This window comes from Agromyces albus (assembly GCF_004134825.1).
Lineage (GTDB): Bacteria > Actinomycetota > Actinomycetes > Actinomycetales > Microbacteriaceae > Agromyces > Agromyces albus.
On the sequence record NZ_SDPN01000063.1, the window covers coordinates 1 to 15117 of the forward strand.

At 69.6% G+C, this 15117-nt stretch carries 15 protein-coding genes, 1 tRNA gene and 3 pseudogenes; 15 read left to right on the forward strand and 4 right to left on the reverse strand.

The window, feature by feature from the left end; translation table 11 throughout:
- From ESP51_RS20745 to ESP51_RS19175, 4 genes and pseudogenes are all read left to right on the forward strand, one after another.
- A pseudogene (locus ESP51_RS20745) lies at positions 1-198 on the forward strand (type II secretion system F family protein); the annotation flags it as partial.
- Between the two features lie 74 nt (positions 199-272).
- Complete coding sequence (locus ESP51_RS19165) at positions 273-542, forward strand: DUF4244 domain-containing protein (RefSeq protein ID WP_129519977.1); 270 nt, start codon at positions 273-275, stop codon at positions 540-542.
- A 16-nt stretch (positions 543-558) separates the two neighbouring features.
- Complete coding sequence (locus ESP51_RS19170; protein ID WP_241843005.1) at positions 559-867, forward strand: TadE family type IV pilus minor pilin; 309 nt, start codon at positions 559-561, stop codon at positions 865-867.
- A 26-nt stretch (positions 868-893) separates the two neighbouring features.
- Positions 894-1262, forward strand: coding sequence for an Rv3654c family TadE-like protein (locus ESP51_RS19175; RefSeq protein ID WP_129519975.1), 369 nt, complete (start codon positions 894-896; stop codon positions 1260-1262).
- A 2-nt stretch (positions 1263-1264) separates the two neighbouring features.
- Here the strand turns inward: ESP51_RS19175 and ESP51_RS19180 are convergent, their stop codons facing one another.
- Positions 1265-1501 carry a hypothetical protein gene (locus ESP51_RS19180; RefSeq protein ID WP_129519974.1) on the reverse strand — a complete coding sequence of 79 codons (237 nt, stop codon included), beginning with the start codon at positions 1499-1501 and terminating at the stop codon, positions 1265-1267.
- A gap of 212 nt (positions 1502-1713) precedes the next feature.
- Here ESP51_RS19180 and topA point away from each other — a divergent pair, with 212 nt between their 5' ends.
- The 5 genes from topA to ESP51_RS19205 all read left to right on the forward strand — a co-directional run bounded on the left by topA (position 1714) and on the right by ESP51_RS19205 (position 8095).
- Positions 1714-4515, forward strand: a complete 2802-nt coding sequence (topA, locus tag ESP51_RS19185) for a type I DNA topoisomerase (protein WP_129519973.1) — start codon at positions 1714-1716, stop codon at positions 4513-4515.
- A complete protein-coding gene (tmk, locus tag ESP51_RS19190; protein ID WP_129519972.1) occupies positions 4512-5132 on the forward strand; it encodes a dTMP kinase in 621 nt (206 codons plus the stop codon). The genes topA and tmk overlap by 4 nt, the downstream gene beginning before the upstream one ends.
- A 43-nt stretch (positions 5133-5175) precedes the next feature.
- The gene (locus ESP51_RS19195) at positions 5176-6348 is read left to right on the forward strand and encodes a DNA polymerase III subunit delta' (protein WP_129519971.1); all 1173 of its coding nucleotides are present in this window, start codon (positions 5176-5178) and stop codon (positions 6346-6348) included.
- Positions 6345-7907 carry an alpha/beta hydrolase gene (locus ESP51_RS19200; protein ID WP_129519970.1) on the forward strand — a complete coding sequence of 521 codons (1563 nt, stop codon included), beginning with the start codon at positions 6345-6347 and terminating at the stop codon, positions 7905-7907. Before ESP51_RS19195 ends, ESP51_RS19200 begins: the two co-directional genes overlap by 4 nt.
- 112 nt (positions 7908-8019) lie before the next feature.
- Positions 8020-8095: transfer RNA gene (locus ESP51_RS19205), tRNA-Thr, on the forward strand.
- A 127-nt stretch (positions 8096-8222) separates the two neighbouring features.
- Here ESP51_RS19205 and ESP51_RS19210 read toward each other — a convergent pair.
- A complete protein-coding gene (locus ESP51_RS19210) occupies positions 8223-8582 on the reverse strand; it encodes a hypothetical protein (RefSeq protein WP_129519969.1) in 360 nt (119 codons plus the stop codon).
- 85 nt (positions 8583-8667) lie between these two features.
- On the reverse strand, positions 8668-9465 hold the full coding sequence (locus ESP51_RS19215) for an SGNH/GDSL hydrolase family protein (protein ID WP_129519968.1): 798 nt from the start codon (positions 9463-9465) through the stop codon (positions 8668-8670).
- A 126-nt stretch (positions 9466-9591) separates the two neighbouring features.
- Between ESP51_RS19215 and ESP51_RS19220 the strand changes: the two genes are divergently transcribed.
- The 6 genes and pseudogenes from ESP51_RS19220 to ESP51_RS21145 all read left to right on the forward strand — a co-directional run bounded on the left by ESP51_RS19220 (position 9592) and on the right by ESP51_RS21145 (position 14733).
- A complete protein-coding gene (locus ESP51_RS19220) occupies positions 9592-10578 on the forward strand; it encodes a Gfo/Idh/MocA family protein (protein WP_129519967.1) in 987 nt (328 codons plus the stop codon).
- 42 nt (positions 10579-10620) lie between these two features.
- Positions 10621-12099, forward strand: a complete 1479-nt coding sequence (locus tag ESP51_RS19225; RefSeq protein ID WP_241843004.1) for a D-alanyl-D-alanine carboxypeptidase/D-alanyl-D-alanine-endopeptidase — start codon at positions 10621-10623, stop codon at positions 12097-12099.
- 89 nt (positions 12100-12188) lie between these two features.
- Positions 12189-12791, forward strand: a complete 603-nt coding sequence (locus ESP51_RS19230; protein WP_129519966.1) for an isochorismatase family protein — start codon at positions 12189-12191, stop codon at positions 12789-12791.
- Positions 12788-13564 carry an alpha/beta fold hydrolase gene (locus ESP51_RS19235; protein ID WP_241843003.1) on the forward strand — a complete coding sequence of 259 codons (777 nt, stop codon included), beginning with the start codon at positions 12788-12790 and terminating at the stop codon, positions 13562-13564. The genes ESP51_RS19230 and ESP51_RS19235 overlap by 4 nt, the downstream gene beginning before the upstream one ends.
- Positions 13565-13805: 241 nt before the next feature.
- Positions 13806-13937 (forward strand): annotated as a pseudogene (locus ESP51_RS21280) (type IV toxin-antitoxin system AbiEi family antitoxin domain-containing protein); the annotation flags it as partial.
- Positions 13938-14412: 475 nt separating this feature from the next.
- The gene (locus tag ESP51_RS21145; RefSeq protein WP_241843002.1) at positions 14413-14733 is read left to right on the forward strand and encodes a DUF559 domain-containing protein; all 321 of its coding nucleotides are present in this window, start codon (positions 14413-14415) and stop codon (positions 14731-14733) included.
- A gap of 121 nt (positions 14734-14854) precedes the next feature.
- Here ESP51_RS21145 and ESP51_RS19245 read toward each other — a convergent pair.
- A pseudogene (locus ESP51_RS19245) lies at positions 14855-15117 on the reverse strand (3,4-dihydroxyphenylacetate 2,3-dioxygenase); the annotation flags it as partial.

A 15117-nucleotide genomic window follows, 5' to 3' on the forward strand; every position in this document is an offset into this window, starting at 1 on the left:
CCGGTCGCCGAGCTGCTGCGCGCCGAGGCCTTCCGGCTGCGGCGCTCGGCTCGGGCGGCGGGTGAGGCGCGCGCTGCGACCCTCGGCGTTCGGCTCATGCTGCCGCTCGGGCTCTGCGTGCTGCCGGCGTTCGTGCTGCTCGGCGTCGCGCCCCTCATGATCTCCGTCATCACCGGCACCCTCGTCGGTGCCGGGTGACGGCCAACGCTCGTGCCGCCACCCGCTGAGACCTCGGCACACCGAAACCTCGGCACTACAGGAAGGAACACCTCATGCACCAACCCGCCACACCGATCGAGGCCGCCGAGCGCGATAGGTCGTCGTCGATACCGGGTCATCGCTCGCCGCGGCGCTGCCTCCGCGCCGGGCTCCGCACCGTCGCACGGCGTCTCGCCGGAGAACGAGGTGCAGCGACGGCCGAATACGCGGTGGCCACGATGGCCGCGGTCGGCTTCGCCGGTCTCCTCGTGCTCATCCTGCGCGGCGACGAGGTGCGCGGCATCCTCACCGACCTCGTGCGGAATGCGCTCACCGTCGGCTGACCGCGACCGGGGCAGCGTGACCGCGGAGTTCGCGGTCGCGCTGCCTGCGATCGCACTCGTGCTCGCGGCCTGCCTCGCGTCAGTACAGCTCATCGCCCAACAGGTGCGGCTGACGGATGCCGCGGCCGACGCCGCCCGTGCGCTCGGCCGTGGGGAGTCGGCCGCCGAGGCGGGCGCGATCGCCGACCGCGTCTCCGGAGGCGCCGCGCTCGGCGTCGCCGTCGACGGCATGTTCGTCTGCGCAACGCTCAGTACCCCGGGCGACGGGCTTCTCGCGGCGATCGAATTGCGCGCGGAATCGTGCGCCGTGACGGGCGGGCGATGATGCGGCGATCGGTACTGCGGCGGGTGATGAGGCGGCGGTCGATCGTCGACGAGGGCGGCGCGGCATCCGTGCTCGCCCTCGGCATCGTCGGCGCGATCGTCGCGCTCACCGTCGCCGTCGTTCCCATGCTCACGGTGTTCGTGGCGTCGCAGCGGGCCGCCAACGCAGCGGATGCCGCGGCGCTCGCCGCTGCCGACGCGACCTCCGGTGCCGTGCCCGGCGTGCCTTGTCAGCTCGCGGGGCAGGTGGCGGCGCGCAACGGCGCCACGCTCGGCTCGTGCGAGGCCCTGGGGCCGGCGGCATCCGTCACCGTGACGGTTTCCGTGCTCGGTTTCGAGCTCGACGCCGCAGCGAGGGCAGGGCCCCCGGAACAGACGGGGGAATGGTCGGGCTGAGCTCAGACGAAGACGGTCTCGACGAAGCGATACTCGACCGCGGTCGGCCTGTCGTCGTCGTCGGCGCTGAACTCGAGGCCGGCGGCCCGCGAGTACACGTAGTGCTTGCCGTGCTCGGCGCCCAGCTCCAACCGCGGACGTGGATCGCCCGATTCGAGGAAGGGTGTTGCGACCGTCTTGCCCTCGAGTGGTCCGTCGATCAGCTTTGCGGTGTACGAGCCGGTGGTTGACGTATCCATGCGGGCAATTCTCCTCCGACCGCCACGATCCGCAAGGGCTCGACGCGCGACGCCGGCGTGTGCCATTTCGCGACGAGCATCGGTGCACTCACGGTGAGGGTGTGTATGGTGTGGCTGTCGGCGCAGCGAGTCGCCGGTCGATGGCACACACCGCTCGGGGGCGCGGCATTCATGTGCGTTCCCGTCTCAAATGTTGGAATAAGAGGAGTCTGGTGTCAGGCGCGAAGAAATTGGTCATCGTAGAGTCGCCGACCAAGATGAAGTCCATCGCCCAGTATCTGGGTGAGGGCTACGAAGTGCTGTCGTCGGTCGGGCACATCCGCGACCTGATCGAGCCGAAGAACCTGCCCGCCGAGCTCAAGAAGGGCTCGCTCGGCAAGTTCTCGGTCGACGTCGAGCACGGGTTCGAGCCGTACTACGTCGTCTCCGACTCGAAGAAGAAGACCGTCGCCGACTTGAAGCGCGCGCTGAAGAACGCCGACGAGCTCCTGCTCGCCACTGATGAGGACCGCGAGGGCGAAGCCATCGCGTGGCACCTCCTGCAGGAGCTGAAGCCCAAGGTTCCGGTGCGCCGAATGGTCTTCCACGAGATCACGAAAGACGCGATCCAGAAGGCGAAGGACAACACCCGCGAACTCGACACCGCCCTCGTCGACGCGCAGGAGACCCGCCGCATCCTCGACCGTCTCTACGGCTATGAGGTGTCGCCGGTGCTGTGGCGCAAGGTCGGCCCCGGCCTGTCAGCCGGCCGCGTGCAGTCGGCCGCGACCCGGCTCGTCGTCGATCGCGAACGTGAACGGCTCGCGTTCGTCGCCGCCGGCTACTGGGATCTCATCGGACGCTTCGCGAGCGGTGAGGCGGCGTCGGCCTTCGAAGCACGGCTCGTGCGCCTCGGCGGGAATCGCGTCGCCACCGGCCGCGACTTCGACGACTCCGGCAAGCTCAAGGGCTCGGCCGTCGTGCTCAACGAGCCCGCAGCGCACGCGCTCGTCACCGCACTGCGTGCCGAGGGCGTGAACCGCACCGTCTCCAAGGTCGAATCGAAGCCCTACTCCCGGCGGCCCGCTGCACCGTTCACGACCTCGACGCTGCAGCAGGAGTCGGCGCGCAAGCTCCGCCTCTCGGCGCGCGACACCATGCGCGTCGCGCAGTCGCTCTACGAGAACGGCTACATCACCTATATGCGAACCGACTCGGTGTCGCTCTCGCAGCAGGCGATCACGGCGGCTCGCGCGCAGGCCACCGCCCTCTACGGAGCCGACTCGATCCCCGACAAGCCGCGCGTCTACTCCGGCAAGAGCAAGAACGCCCAAGAGGCGCACGAGGCGATCCGACCCTCGGGCGAGGTGTTCCGCACGCCCTCCGAGCTGCAGAGCGTGCTGCGCGGCAGCGAATTCAAGCTCTACGACCTCATCTGGAAGCGCACCGTCGCGTCGCAGATGGCCGACGCGAAGGGTCAGACCGCGACCGTCACGATCGAGGTCGGTCCCACGGCGACGGATGCTTCGGCTCCCGCCGAGGCATCCGTGCCCATCACCGGAGCCATCGCCGAGTTCACCGCGAGCGGCACCGTCATCACCTTCCGCGGCTTCCTTGCGGCCTATGAGGAGAGCCGCGACGAGGAGCGCAACGCCGACGACGCGCCAGGCGAGGCGAAGCTGCCGCCGCTCACCGAGGGCCAGGCCCTCACGCTCGCCGAGCTCGAGGCGAAGGGCCACGAGACCAGCCCGCCCCCGCGCTACACCGAAGCGAGCCTCGTGAAGCGGCTCGAGGAGCTCGGCATCGGCCGCCCCTCGACGTTCGCGTCGATCATCTCGACGATCCTCGACCGCGGCTACGTCACGCAGCGCGGCCAGGCACTCGTGCCGAGCTGGATCGCCTTCTCGGTCGTGCGCCTGCTCGAGGAGCACTTCGGCGATCTCGTCGAATACGACTTCACCGCCGAGATGGAAGACGACCTCGACCGGATCGCCGCCGGCGAGGCCGACCGGGTCGACTGGCTGAACGGCTTCTACTTCGGCTCAGAGACGCACCGCGGGCTCCGCCAGGTCGTCGACAACCTCGGCGACATCGACGCGCGCGAGATCAACTCGGTCGTGATCGCCCCCGACATCACCCTACGCATCGGCAAGTACGGCCCCTACCTCGAGACGGTGGATCCGGATGCCGAGGCCGACGCACCGCCGCGCCGCGTCAACCTCCCCACCGAACTCGCCCCCGACGAGCTCACCGAGGCAAAGGCCCGCGAGCTCATCGAGGCGCCGGTGCAGGGCGACCGGGTGCTCGGCGAGAACCCCGTGAACGGCAAGCAGGTCGTATTGAAAGACGGGCGGTTCGGCCCGTACGTGACCGAAGTCGAGCCCGAGCCCGAGGCCGCGCCTGAGGCATCCGTCGATGCAGCCACCGGCGAGGTCATCGAGCCGGCCAAGCTGAAACGCGCCGCGAAGAAGGTCGCAGCGGCCAAGCCGCGCACGGCCTCGCTCTTCAAGAGCATGGAGCCGGCGGAGCTCGACCTCGAGACGGCGCTGAAACTGCTCGACCTGCCGCGCGTGGTGGGCGCCGACCCCGAGTCGGGCGACGAGATCACCGCGCAGAACGGCCGCTACGGTCCGTACCTGAAGAAGGGCGCCGACACGCGCACACTCCCGAGCGAGGACGCGATCTTCGAGATCGACCTCGACGGTGCACTCGCGCTCTATGCGCAGCCCAAGTACGGTGCCCGCAGCGCGTCGAGCGCACTCAAGGAGTTCGAGAACGACCCGGTGAGCGGCAAGCCGATCAAGGTGAAAGACGGCCGATTCGGTCCCTACGTCACCGATGGCACGACGAACGCCACGATCCCGCGGGCCGAATCGGTCGAGGAGATCACCTTCGAGCGAGCCGTCGAGCTGCTGCAGATCAAGCGCGACAAGGGTCCCGCCGCGCCGCGTGCGAAGCGAACGACCACCGCGCGCACGACCACCGCCAAGAAGGCGCCCGCGAAGAAGGCGCCGGCCAAGAAGAGCACGTCGTGAGCTCGGGCGTCTTCATCACCCTCGAGGGCGGCGACGGCTCCGGCAAGACCACGCAGGCAGAACGGCTCGACCGCTGGCTCTCCGAGCAGGGACGCACGGTGCTGCGCACTCGCGAACCCGGCGGCACCGCGGTCGGCGTCGAGGTTCGCGAGATCGTGCTGCACCACCGCGGCGACATCTCGCCCCGGGCCGAGGCGCTGCTCTACGCGGCCGACCGCGCCCATCACGTCGCCACCGTCGTGCGTCCGGCGCTCGAACGCGGCGACGTCGTCATCCAGGATCGCTACATCGACTCGTCGGTCGCCTACCAGGGCGTCGGCCGCGTGCTCGACCCCGACGCGATCCGCGGCCTCTCCGAATGGGCCACCGAAGGTCTGCGACCCGACCTCACGATCCTGCTCGACCTCGACGCCGGTGCAGCGCGAGGCCGTCTCGACGAGGCGCGCACCAGGTACGACCGGCTCGAGGCCGAGGCATCCGAGTTCCACGACCGCGTTCGCAACGCCTACCTCGCGATCGCCGCAGCCGAGCCCGATCGCTTCCTCGTGGTCGACGCGGCGCTGCCCGCCGACGAGATCGCCGCAGCCATCCGCACGCGCGTCGCCGAACTCCTCTGAGATCGAGCGGGCCACGGTCGGCGGCGGAAGGTAGCGTGGAACCGTGAGCGTGTGGAGCGAACTGACCGGGCAGGATCAGGCGATCGCCGTGTTCCGCGGCGCCGCGAGCACCGCCGGCATCGCCAGCAGCGCCCAGCAGATGACCCACTCGTGGCTCATCACCGGCCCTCCCGGATCGGGGCGTTCGAACCTCGCATACGCCTTCGCCACCGCGCTCATCTCGGGTGACCCCGACGGCGACGAGCCCACCCGCATCCAGGTCGAGGCGCGTAGCCACCCCGACCTGCACGTGCTCGCCACCGAGGGCGTCATCATCAAGCGCGACGACGTGCGCGAGATCGTGCGCCGCTCGCACTACTCGCCCTCCGTCGGGCGTCACCGCGTGATCATCGTCGAAGACGCCGACCGCATGACCGAGCAGACCTCGAACTTCCTGCTGAAAGAGCTCGAGGAGCCGCCCGAGCGCACCGTGTGGATCCTGTGTGCACCGAGCGAGGCCGACCTCATCCCGACCATCCGCTCGCGGGTTCGTTCCGTGCGCCTCCAGGTTCCGAGCATCGCGGATGTCGCGTCGCTCCTCGTTCGCCGCGACGGCGTCGATCCCGTGCTCGCCGAGCGCGCGGCGCGCGAGGCGCAGAGCCACATCGGCATGGCGCATCGGCTCGCGACGAGCGATGAGGCGCGGAGTCGTCGCGCCGAGACGCTCCGGCTCGCGCTCGAGGTGCGCTCGGCGGCGACCGCGGTCGCCACGGCGGCGCGCTTCCTCGAGATCGCGGGCGACGACGCGAAGGCGATCACCGAGCTGCGCGACGCCGAAGAGCGCGCGCACGCGTTGCACTCGCTCGGCGTCGCGCCCGGCCAAGCGGTGCCCAATGCGCTCCGCCCGCAGCTCAAGGCGCTCGAAGACGATCAGAAGCGCCGCGCGACGCGGAGCCTTCGCGACGGCATCGACCGCATCCTCGTCGATCTCGCGTCGCTCTACCGCGACATCCTGCTGATCCAGCTCGGCGCCGACGTCGAGCTCGTGAACCGAGAGCTGCTCGAGCGCCTGCAGTATGCCGCGGCATCCGCTTCGCCTGCCCGCACCCTCGCGACGCTCGATGCCATCCAGTCGGCTCGCGATCGCATCGACGGCAACGTGCAACCCGCGCTCGCGCTCGAGGCGATGCTCGTCTCGGCGATCCGCAGACCGACCACCGAACGGGGGGCCGCATGAACGGCACACGCGAACCGAACCGCGAACGACGGATGCCGCGCGCGCGGCGCATGGCATTGGCGGCGGTCGCGCTCGCGTCGGCGCTGGCGCTCAGCGCCTGCATGCCCACCTTCCTGAACCCGCCGAAGTCGCAGTCGACGCCGACGGGCGAGGAGGTCGACGCCGACCTGCAGCCGTTCTACGAACAGGTGCTCGAGTGGGAGCGATGCGGAGAGGAGCTCGGCTGCAGCACGGCCAAGGCACCCCTCGATTGGGACGACCCCGGGTCGGGCGAGATCGAGCTCGCCCTCGTGCGTCACGTCGCCACCGGCGACCGCATCGGCTCGCTGCTCGTGAACCCGGGCGGCCCCGGCGCCTCCGGATACGACTTCGTGGCCGACTCCCTGAGCTACGCCGTCGGCGAGCCGCTGCGCGACCGCTTCGACATCGTCGGATTCGACCCGCGCGGGGTCGGCCGCTCGAGTGCGGTCGCCTGCTACGACCCCGCCCAGATGGACGAGTACCTCTACGGAATCATCCCCGCTGAGCGCGGGAGTGATGACTGGGTCGCCGCGGTCGAGACCTCGGCGAAGGACTTCGGCACGGCGTGCGCCGAGAAGTCGGGCGACCTGCTCGCGAACGTCGACACGGTGAGCGCCGCTCGCGACCTCGACCTGCTGCGCGCGGTGCTCGGCGACGAGCAGCTGAACTATCTCGGCTACTCGTATGGCACCTTCCTCGGCGCGACGTTCGCCGACCTCTACCCCGACAAGGTGGGCCGGCTCGTGCTCGACGGCGCGATCGACCCCTCGGCGAGCGACTTCGAGGTCACGAAGGCGCAAGCGGTGGGCTTCGAGAAGGCGCTCCGCGCCTACGTCGAGAACTGCCTCGCCGGCAGCGATTGTCCGTTCCGCGGCTCAGCCGACGAGGCGATAGCGGAGATCGGCCGGCTCCTGGCATCCGTCGAACAGAGCCCGCTTCGCGGCACCGACGGCCGCCTCGTCGGAGCCGACACCCTGCTCACCGCCATCATCTACCCGCTCTACAGCGCCGACTCGTGGCCGTACCTCAGCCAGATGCTCGAATCGGTGATGCTGGGCGACGCCGACACCGCCTTGAGCTTCGCCGACGGCTACAACGGGCGTAACGCCGACGGCACCTACCTCGACAACTCGACCGAGGCGTTCCGAGCGATCAACTGCCTCGACTACTCGTACCAGTCCGATGTCTCGGTGATGCGTGACAAGGCCGCGGAGATCGCCGCGATCGCGCCGACGATCGGACGCTACTTCGGCTTCGGCGACCTCACGTGCGTGAACTGGCCGCACACGAGCGACCGCGATCGCGAAGAGATCCACGCCGAAGGCGCGGAGCCGATCCTCGTGATCGGCACCACGGGCGACCCCGCGACGCCGTACGAGTGGGCGGTCGCGCTCGCCGAGCAGCTCGAGAGCGGCGCGCTCGTCAGCTACGAGGGCGAGGGGCACACGGCGTACAACAAGTCGAACTCGTGCGTGAACGACGCCGTCGAGTCCTTCTTCATCGACGGCACGGTTCCCGCGAGCGATCCGCAATGCTGATCGGCCGGCCGGGCCGACGGCCATGGCACGCAAGGGTGTTCAACGGCGCCTGCGAAACCCGCTAACATAGATTCTCGTGCCAACCGGTGCGCCTCGGCGCAGCGGATGCCACGCCGCCTTAGCTCAGTCGGCAGAGCGTCTCACTCGTAATGAGAAGGTCGTGGGTTCGATTCCCACAGGCGGCTCCATCACCTCGAACGGCCCGGATGAATCCGGGCCGTTCGTGCGTCCGGCCCCAAGACACGGCCGCTCCGCATGTCGGCGGAGTTGGCATGCGGAGACGGTCGCACAGGGCCGCGGCGGAATCGGGCCATATCAGGCGTCCTCGTTCCCGTCCCAGTCGAAGTCGATCGGGTCGTCGGTGACGTTCGCGTTCGCGGGAATGCCGGTCACCGGGCGCATCGTCGCGAGACCGGCCGTGCGCCGATCCAGGTCGGCCACGAGGGCGTCGTCGACGAGCTCCTCCCCGCCGATCGTCTCGGACTCCGAGACGAGTTGGCTCGCGGGACCGATGAGGATATTCGCGCGCCCGACCGTGCCATCGCTGTGGCGAATAGGGATCTCGACGGATGCCGCCGACTCACGTTGCGCCAGCGCCTCCGCATACGCGAGCAGCGACCGTGCGATGTTGCTTCCGGTCAGCAGGTCTCCACCTGCATAGTGAATGCGGTCCATACTCCACGACTATCGGAATGCAAGCCTGCCGACAATCCCTTGCGCTCGGCTCGTGGAGCACTCCCACTTGAACGAGCACATCGACTCAGCCGATCGCCGCGCGAATCGCCGCGGCGTAGGCCTCGTACCCGGCGACCGTCGGGTGGAACGCCTCGGGGGAGGCGAGGCCGTGGATCCAGGGATCCGCGCTGTCAAGTCCGTGGCCGGCGAACGCCGACTCGACGTCGACGAAGAGGAATCCCGCGCCGGTGGCGGTCGCCTCGATGAGATCGTTGAGCAGCATGATGCCCTGGTTCACCGCGACCTTCCGCGGATCAGTCGGCGACTCGAACAGGAGTGGATAGCCCGTGACGACGACCGTCGCCTTCGGTGCCGCCGCGCCGATCGCCGCAAATGTGGAGGCGAGATCGGCCGCGAGTTGCGGGAGCCTCGCCTGTGCCACGGCAACGGCCGCAAAGCAATCGTCGACCGTGCCCGCGACACATGCCGAGGCGAGCACGTCGACCCCGAGGTCATTCCCCCCGACCGTGATCGTGATGAGCTTCGTCTGCCGGGTGAGCGCGGAGAGCTGGGTCGTGACGTCGGCCGTGGTGGCGCCCGAGCACGCGAGCAGAGCCACATGGCGCACGCCGGGATCGGCGCTGAGCAGGCTCGGATAGCCGGCCGGGCTCGTCAAGCACGTGTCGAGGTAGCCGCCCCCGCCGACACCAGCGGCATACGAGTCGCCGAGGGCCGCGTAGGCGACTTTCGATGTGGCGGCAGTCTGCGTCGGTCCACCGGGCACCGCTTGCGCGGGAACGGCGCCGACGAGAGCGGTCGCGAGTATGAGGGCGGTGGCGCCGAGGATGCTCATCTGGCGGCGGATTCGAGACGTCGTTGTCATAGGCGGAGGCTAGAGCAGATCGGATCTCGCCGCGACCCGATTCAGGACAGACAGCCGCCTCGTTCCGGTGCAGCTTCCCGACTTCGGAGCGATTTCAGCGTGGCCGCCCGCGGTTAGGCTGTCGCCATGACTGAACGACTGCGCTGGGGCATCCTCGCGACGGGTGGCATCGCCCGCGCCTTCACGAGCGACCTGAAGATCAACGGATTCACCGTGCAGGCGGTGGGCTCGAGGTCGAGTGCGGCCGCCGAGGCCTTCGCCGCGGAGTTCGAGATCCCGAACGCGCACGGGAGCTACGAGGCGCTCGTCGCCGACCCGGAGGTCGACGTGATCTACGTCTCGACGCCGCATCCGCTGCACGCGTCGAACGCGATGCTCGCACTCGAGGCCGGCAAGCACGTGCTCGTCGAGAAGCCGTTCGCGGTCAACGCCCGTGAGGCCCAGGCGATCGCCGACCTCGCGGCAGCGAAGGGGCTCCTCGCCCTCGAGGCGATGTGGACCCGCTACCTGCCCCACATGGCACGCATCCGCGAGATCATCGCCGAGGGAACACTCGGCGAGGTGCGCGCGCTCATGGCCGATCACACGCAGAAGCTCTCCGACGACCCGGCACACCGCATCAACGCGCTCGAGCTGGGCGGTGGCGCCCTCCTCGACCTCGGGATCTACCCGATCTCCTTCGCCTGGGACCTCTTCGGGGCGCCCCTCACGATCCAGTCGACGGCGACGTTCAAGAGCACCGGTGCCGATGCCCAGATCGCGACGATCTTCGGCTACGAGGGCGGGCGAGTCGCCACGACGCTCTCGGCGAGTGATTCGAGCGGGCCGAACACCGCCGTGGTGCTCGGCACCGAAGCTCGTATCGACATCGACCGGGTCTGGTACACGCCCGCGAGCTTCCGCGTGGTCGCCCCAGATGGCACCGTCATCGAGGAGTTCCGCCCGATCGACGTCAACGGGCGAGGTATGCATTGCCAGGCCGAAGCCGTCGAACGGCTCGTCGCAGCCGGCACCCTGGGCGGCGACGTGCTGCCCATCGACGAAACGGTCGCGATTCTGGGAACGCTCGATGCGATCCGCGAGCAGATCGGCTTGCGCTACCCGGGGGAATGACCTTCGGAGCAGCCTGCCGAAACCGGCACGTACAATGCCGGGGTGGATGACCGGAAGGATGACCCGACGCTCGAACCTGCCCAGGCGGAGACGGCAGTGACCGCGGGCGCGGCGTCGGCACGGTTCGGCGCCTTCGTGCGCAAGCACCGGCTCACCCTCTCGATCACCGGTGGAGTGCTCGCATTCGCGCTGCTCGGCACTGGAGCCGTGTTCGCCGGCGCCGCCACGGGTGCGGGCGAGGAGGTCGCCGTCGCAACGCGGTCGACCCCCACCCCGACGCCGGATGCCGCCCGGCCGGTGCCCGCGGCAGTTGCGCCTGCGAGCCGCATCCGCACGTGCTCCGTCGCCGACCGCGCCGCCGACGGCCGCCTCGCGAACCTGCAGGCGCATGTCAGGAACGCCGCCACGGGCGAGGCGCTCTATGACCGTGGCGCTGCCACGCCCTCGCGAACGGCGAGCGTCATGAAGGTGCTCACCGCGGCGGCCGCGCTGTCGGTACTCGGCCCAGACCACCGCGCGGCCACGACCGTCGTGAAAGGCGCCGAGCCCGGATCCGTCGTGCTCGTCGGCGGCGGGGACGTGACCCTCTCACGAACGCCCAGCGGCACGACCACGGTGTACCCCGGCGCGGCGCACCTCGACGAGCTCGCACAGCAGGTGCGAAGCGCGTGGTCGGCCGACCCCTCGAATCCGCCGCTCACGAAGCTCGTGCTCGACGCGAGCTTCTTCGGCGGTGACGAGTGGCATCCGACCTGGGACCTCATCGAGCGCGAAGACGGCTACATGTCGAACATCACGGCGCTGCAGGTCGACGGCGACCGCGACAGCCCGTCGAGCAACACCTCGTGGCGCAGCCCCGATCCGATCGCACGCGCAGGCGACGCCTTCGCATCGGAGCTCGGCGGCATCTCGGTCATCGAGCGCGGCACGGCCCCGGCCGGCGCCGCGCAGCTCGGCCGGGTGCTCTCGCCCACTGTCGCCGAACTCGTCGACAAGGCGCTCGTCGTCTCCGACAACTCCGTCGCCGAGATGCTCGCTCGCCTCGTCGCGATCGAGACGGGCGCCGGCAATGATTTCAGTGCGATCAACGCCGGGGTGCTCGAGGGGCTCGCGGCCTACGGGCTCGACACGACGGGCATCACCGTCGTCGACGGCTCAGGACTCAGCGACGACAACGCCGTGCCGCCGGCCTACCTCACCCAGCTCTTCGTGAAGATCAATGCGCGCGAGGGCAACCTCGGCATCCTCATGGACGGATTGCCCGTCTCGGGCCAGCGCGGGTCGCTCTCCTACAACGACCGGTTCCAGGGCGAGAACGCGGTGGCCTCCGGGGCAGTCTCGGCCAAGACGGGATGGATCGAGAGCGGGTACACGCTCTCGGGCGTCATCCGTGCACAAGACGGCTCGACCCTCACGTTCGCGATCTACGCCCTCGGCGACGTGACCGACGAGGCGAAGCAGGCGATCGACACCCTCACCACCGGCTTCTTCCTCTGCGGCGACAACCTCTCCAACCAGTAGTGCCGCCGCCGTCCAACCGGCCGCGCTGACTGGAAGAATGGAGGTGCGGCCGGATCGGCCGCATGCAGGACGAGCGAAGGAGCGAGCCGATGACCCGGGCCCTGTTCATCATCGACGTGCAGAATGACTTCACCGAGGGGGGTGCGCTCGGTGTCGAGGGCGGCGCCGCCGTCGCTGCAGGCGTGACCGAGCTGCTCGAACGGCACCGCGGCGAGTACGACGTGGTCGTGGCATCCCGCGACTGGCATTCCGCCGAGGGAGACAACGGCGGTCATTTCGCGGTCGAGAGCGAGCCCGACTTCGTCGAGACCTGGCCCGTGCACTGCGTCGCGGGAACTGAGGGCGCCGAATACCACCCGGCGCTCTCGCTCGATCACGTCGATGTGCACATCCGCAAGGGTCAGGGGGTGCCTGCCTACTCGATCTTCGAGGGCACCGACGACGACGGCGCCTCGATGAGCGACGTGCTCACCAGCCGGGGCATCACCGACGTCGACGTCGTCGGCATCGCGACCGATTATTGCGTGCGGGCGAGCGTGCTCGACGCGCTCGAGCACGGCCAGCACGTGCGCGTCTTCACCGACCTCATCGCCGGCGTCGCCGCCTCGACCTCCGAACTCGCACTCGCCGAACTGGGCCACGCGGGCGCCGACATCACCGAGTCGACCGCGCTCGACAGGGCCGCCTCGTGAGGCGAGCCGACACGGCACCGGTGCCCAGTCTCTACGCCGAGTCATCCGACGGCGTGCTCATCGCCTACCGCTTGCATGGGTCCGGTGAAGCGCATGCCGCGCTGCCGCCCGTGCTCCTCGTGCACGGGTTCGCATCGACTTCGGCCGTGACGTGGGATGGCACCGGCTGGGTGCAGGCGCTTCGTGCAGCGGGCCGCGCCGTGATCACGCTCGACCTGCGCGGACACGGCGAGAGCGACAAGCCGGTCGACGGCGACTCCTATTCGCCCGAACTGCTCGGCGCCGACCTGCTCGCCGTGGTCGACTCCGCAGGCGTCGGCCAGGTGGACCTGATCGGCTACTCGATGGGCAATCGGGTGGTGTCGGCCTTCGCCTCCATCGCCCCCGAGCGCGTTCGCCGGGTCGTCATCGGCGGAGCGGGGCCGCACGAGCTCTTCGCCTCATGGGATCTCGAGGAGGCGCGCGCCGTGCTGCTGCGCGACGAGCCGTCGAGGAATCCGCTCATCGACCAGCTGCTCCGGCCCGCGATCTCTGCGGGCGCCGACCGTGAGGCGCTCCTCGCCTGCATCGAAGGCGTGCAGGGAGCGCCGCTCTCGATCCCGGGCGACATCCCGACGCTGTTCGTCGCCGGCGAGAACGATCCGGTGCCCGAAGGCGCACGCGAGCTCGCGCTCGACTGGGACGCCGACTACGTGTCGATCCCCGGACGCGACCACGTGTCGACGCTCACGGCGCGGGCGTTCAAGGACGCCGCGATCGAGTTCCTCGCCTGAGCTGGTCCTTCGAGCGTTCGACGAGTCCTCACCTGCCCTGTCGTGGGTTCGCAACTCCGGATGCGCCCGCCGACACGCCGCTCGGTGAAACCCGTCGCGCGGGGTGTCGCTCGAGGCATCCGGATGTCCGCACGCTCGGTCGCGCGGCGGCTTCTCCTCCCGAGGCGGCTCGTGCCGCCGATGCTCCACAGGTCGCAGAGGACCGACGGATGCATCCCTCCACGACTGCGAGGCTCCTGACATGTTCGGAGCGCGGGAGGTGGCACGCGCACACGGCGGCGTATGCACCGCGGCGGACCTGCTCGCGGCTGGTGTGAGTCGCCCGAGGATCGCCGCCGCCGTCGAGCACGGGGAGGTCGAGCGCCTTCGGCGGGGAGTGTTCGCCGACCCGGGCGTCCCGGCCGAGGTCAAACGCGCCGTGCGTGTCGGCGGCCGGCTCGCGTGCGTGTCCGCCGCGGGTCTGCACGGCCTGCGAGTGCTCAATGTTCCCCACGAACTGCACGTCGATGTCGATGCCCATGCCACGCGACTGCGGCATCCCGACGATTCGAGCCGGAGGCTCCTGCCGGGCGAGGCATCCGCCGGGGTACGGCTGCATTGGGCGCGCGGCGGTTCGACCGGGGGAACATTGGTGTCGCTCGAGGAGTGTCTCGTCCAGATGTTCACCTGCCTCCCGGAACTCGAGGTGCTCTGTGCCCTCGACTCGGCCCGCGAACGGGTCGATTGGATGCCTGAGGCCCCAGCTGCTCGACGACGCCGCGTTCGCTCGTCTCATGCAGCGCATGACGCCGTCGCTTCGATTGGTTGCCCGACGCTCGATCACGGGGAGCCAAGCAGTCGGCGAAACGGTGGCTCGGGAGCGATTTCGTGCGGCGGGCGTCCCGGTGCGCGCGCAGGTGCCGATGCCGGGCGGGTACTGGGCCGACCTGTTGATCGGCGAGCGGCTGATCTTCGATGTGGAGGGAGAGGGGCCGCACACCGCACCCGGCGCCTTCGATCGGGACCGTGCACGAATCGGATGGCTGAAGGCGGTCGGCTACGCGCACATCTCGTTCAGCCATCGCCAGGTCCTCGACGAGTGGGAGTCGATCGACCACGCGGTGCGCATGCTCATGCGGCGCGCCGTTCACCTTTGGGGCGACGGGCGTGACCGCCGGGAGCTTGCATGAGCGCTTCGATGTGCACAACTCCGGATGCCGCGGGCGACACGCCGGAAAGGAAGGTCGCCCGCTCGGGGCGTCGGCTCGAGTGTCCGGAGTTACGGCCCGGGCAGGTGAATCGGGAACGGAGTCACAGGGTGTTGCCGAGCTTGAAGCCGCGCTGCTCGTCGTCTTTGCGGGTGTACGAGAAGCCGTCGGCGCCGATCGTGACCTCCATCTCGGACTCGTCGGTGCGCGCCACCACGGGCTGCGGCTCGCCGTCGAGGTCGAGCACGAGCGAGGCCTCCGTGTACCAGCTCGGCACGACGGGGTTGCCCCACCAGTCGCGGCGCTGGTTGTCGTGCACGTCCCACGTGACGACGGGGTTGTCGGGGTCGCCCGTGTAGTAGTCCT